General features: G+C 66.6%; 3 protein-coding genes. All 3 read right to left on the bottom strand.

Going from position 1 to position 3,514, the window contains the following annotated elements; genetic code table 11:
* Positions 1–677: DmsC/YnfH family molybdoenzyme membrane anchor subunit (locus tag ACWKY3_RS02565; protein WP_449314864.1), on the bottom strand; the 677-nt coding region annotated here is incomplete at its 3' end.
* Positions 677–1,306 carry a 4Fe-4S dicluster domain-containing protein gene (locus ACWKY3_RS02560; RefSeq protein ID WP_449314863.1) on the bottom strand — a complete coding sequence of 210 codons (630 nt, stop codon included), beginning with the start codon at positions 1,304–1,306 and terminating at the stop codon, positions 677–679. The genes ACWKY3_RS02565 and ACWKY3_RS02560, both read right to left, overlap by 1 nt.
* 3 nt (positions 1,307–1,309) lie before the next feature.
* Positions 1,310–3,514: molybdopterin dinucleotide binding domain-containing protein (locus tag ACWKY3_RS02555; RefSeq protein WP_449314862.1), on the bottom strand; the 2,205-nt coding region annotated here is incomplete at its 5' end.

The following is a 3,514-nucleotide window of genomic DNA, read 5'->3' as shown; positions in this document are numbered from 1 at the left end:
GCGGCCACCACACTTGCAGCATCCGCCATGCCGGCCGTGGGGTGGGTGGGGTCGAAGTAGAAGCCCACCTCGGCGAAGGCGCCGGCGCTGGCCTGCAGGGAGGCGGCGAAGGCCACTGCCGTCACGGCTTCGACCGCCGTGCCGACGAGGGCCGGCAGGCCGGCGGGCGCCGTCTCGTCGCCGACCGCTGCCATGATCAGCGCCATGGCGCAGGGGCCGAGGGCGCAGGCGTTGCCCAGCACGTAGAGGACCCACAGCACGCTGTCCCAGGCGGGGCGGGCGGCCATCATGTAGCTGTGCGCCATGACCGCGACGAGGACCACGCACACGGCGACCGCGACCCAGCAGAGCCACTTCGGGACGGTGGCGCCGTCGTCGCTCCTGCGCATCGCCACCAGGTAGGCGACCGCCACGACCGCCAGCACCACGATCGCTATGAGCTCCTGGGTGATCCCGCTCGTGAGGTGCCCGAAGCCGTTGAAGATCCTCTCCCAGTGCTCCAGGTGGAAGAACACCGCGATCCCGCCGGCGGCCAGAAGGACCGCCGACGCGATCCAAGCCGGAACCTGGGACTTCTTGGCGCGCCCGCCGGCCGCCAGCACAGCCTGCGTCCCGAACAGCCCCGCGCTCCACGCCACCAGCGTGGTGAACAGGATCAAAGGCCATTGAAGCTCCATTACTCTCCCCCTCCCATCCACTCGTGATCGCGCAGGATGTACACGAACGCCGGGTTGTTGCCCACGTTCGGCAGATGATGCACGTCGGCATCGGAGAACGGCATCGCGAACTCGCCGAGCTTGATGCGCTCGGTGCCGTTCTCGGCTCCCTCGAAGCTCTCCAGCCCCTGATCGAGGTCGCCGAAGAAGCGCGCCATGCCGCCGCACTGGCTCACGCACTGCGGCAGTTCGCCCTGCGCTATCTTCTGCTCGCATAAGGTGCACTTCTCCACCACGCGCTCCTCCTCGTTCAAATACCGCACGTTGTAGGGGCAGGCCATAGCGCAGAACTGGCAGCCGATGCACTTGCTCTTGTCGATCTGCACCGTGCCGTCCTCAAGCTTATGCGAGGCGCCCGTGGGGCACACCTCAACACACTCGGGATGGTCGCAGTGCTGGCACTGCACGGTCAGAAAGTACATATAGGAAGCCGCGTCCCCCGTCCCTTCGATGGAGGCGTTCGGCCCAATGCGCAGCGTCTTGTTCCAGAAGCTGCCCACCGGCACGTCGTTCACCGCCTTGCACGCGACCGAGCATGCAAGGCACCCCACGCAGCGGTTCAGGTCGGTGGCGATAGCGTAGCGCGTCATGGGTCACTCCCTCCCTTCGTAGACGGGCAGCCATTCCTTCAAGCGCGGGTCGGACGAGTCGTGGATGATCTCCGTGCCGTCGTTGCCGCAGGGTACCGGATTGCCAAACGGCGAGTTCTCCGGCGTGGCCTTGTAGATTTTGCCCAGGTAGGCGCGCAAGTTGGATGCGCCGCAGTGCGGATCGCGCGCCCACGGGTCTATGAGGTGGTTCACGGCGCACAGCTCGTGCCCCTTGCCGTTTTGCTCCAGCTCGGGGAACCACCATTGGTGCTCGCAGTTGATGGTGCCCTTGCGCACGCCGTAGTACAGGTCGGCCACCTCGCGAATCTTGCCGTAGGGCGTCTCTATCCACACCCAATCTCCCTGTTCGATACCGTATTCCGCCGCATCGTCGGGGTTGATCTCCACGCGCGGCACCGGCCACAGCTCGCGGCACCAGGGCAGCTGCCGGTGCTCGCTATGGAAGTACACCGGAATGCGCCGGCCCGTGGTGATGATGAGCGGGTACTCCGCGTACATGTCCGGATCGCTCACCGGGCTGTGCGGCGGCTCCATGTACGTGGGCAGGTTCCACTGGCCGTCGGGGTGGTAGGACTCCATGACCGTGGACCAGATCTCTATCTTTTTGGTGGGCGTGTAGAAGCCGGGCAGCCAATCGCCCTGGCTGCCCACGAAGCCGCCCGCGTTGCGCGCACGCATGGCGCCCGTTTCGTAGCGGCGGTACGTGCCCCACAGCTCGGGTTCGGTTTCCTTGCAGTCCCACCAACCGTGCTCTTGGAACCGCTCCTCGAACACCTTCCAGCCCTTCGGCTCGAAGCCGGCCACGGCCATGTCGAGCATCTCCTCCACGCTGGGATACTCCGGGAAACCCGGAACGATGTTGTACGGAAGACCCTTCTCCTTGTAGAGCATCTCGATGATCTCGCCGTCGAACTTCGCCTCGGCGGGCGGATCGATGCACTTCACCGTGGCACCCATCGCGCCCGACGCGCCCTGCGACGAACGCGGGCTGGAAAGCTCCAGGAAGTGCGCCGCAGGCAGCACGATGTCGCAGGTGGTGCCGCCGGGCGTGTGCCAGAGGTTCGCCTCCACGTAGAAGTCGAGCTTCTTGAGCGCCTCCCAGGCCATGCCCGTGTTGCACTGGTTCATGAAGTTGCCCGACGAGTTGAACGCGCCCACCACCGGGTACGGGTCGCCCGTGAGCACGGCGTTCCACGTGGCGGTGGCGTCGGCCCACATGCCCCACCACTGCAGAAGCGGGATGTCGTCGCTGCCCAGCAGCTTGTCCATCTGGCCGGGCGAGAGCATGGGCATGCCGGAGCCGTTGTTCGCGAACCCCATCTGGCCGCCCTCGATGGGCGCCCGCGTGGAGGCGCGCTGGCCGGCCGGCGTGTCGTAGTTGCCGGTGATGGCCGTGAGGTAGTCGAGCGCGCGCACGTTCTGGATGGCGGTGTTGGCGTGCTCGGTGGCCAGCATGTACTGGATGCCGCCGTTGCCGTAGCCCTTCTCGGGATGCAGGCGCGTGCCGTAGGCGAGCGCCGCCTCGCGGATGGCGTCGGCGGGCACGCCCGTGATCTCGGCAACGGTGTCCGGATCGTACTCGGCGGCGCGCTCGGCGTACAGCTCGAACACGGGACGGGCCGTGTGCGTCGTGCCGTCTTTGAGCGTGACCTCGAACTCGCCGAACAGGGCGGGGTCTATCTCCGGATCAAACGGCGTGGGGTCGATGACGAACCCTTGGTGCAGGCCGGGCGCCAGGTTTTCCTGCTGTGCCTCCTTGCCCGCCGTGGGGCGCGTCCACTCCTCGCCCTCCCAGAAACCGGTTTCGGCGTCGAAGTACGTGAGCTTGCCGGCCAGGTTGTCCCACACCATGAAGCGCTTCGGGCTGCCGCCCTCCACCAGGTCGGACTCTTTGAGCAGGCGGGTTTTCAGCTCGAAGGGCGTCATGACGATGGGCGACGCCTCCAGCCAGCCGCTCGGCTCCATGTCCTCGACCACCAGGAAGGGCCCGTTCGTCCACTTCTTCGTGAACAGATCGTCGTACAGCTCGTTTTCGATGACCACGTTCGTCCAGGCCAGCGCCATGGCGCCGTCGGTGCCGGGGCGCAGGTGCAGCTGGTGGTCGGCCTCCTTGCCCATGTTCGTCTCGCGCGGATCCACGCAGATGTGCGTGCTCGCGCGCGTGGCCACGTCCACCGTGGTGCGGCA

The sequence above is a fragment of the Rubneribacter sp. genome (assembly GCF_965361815.1).
The sequence above is the reverse complement of the archived record's forward strand: the minus strand, read 5'-3'. Positions and strand labels throughout refer to the sequence as shown.

Coding starts and splice junctions, on each gene's coding strand:
- ACWKY3_RS02560 (WP_449314863.1), bottom strand. CDS start 1,306: ATGACGCGCTACGCTATCGCCACCGACCTGAACCGCTGCGTGGGGTGC.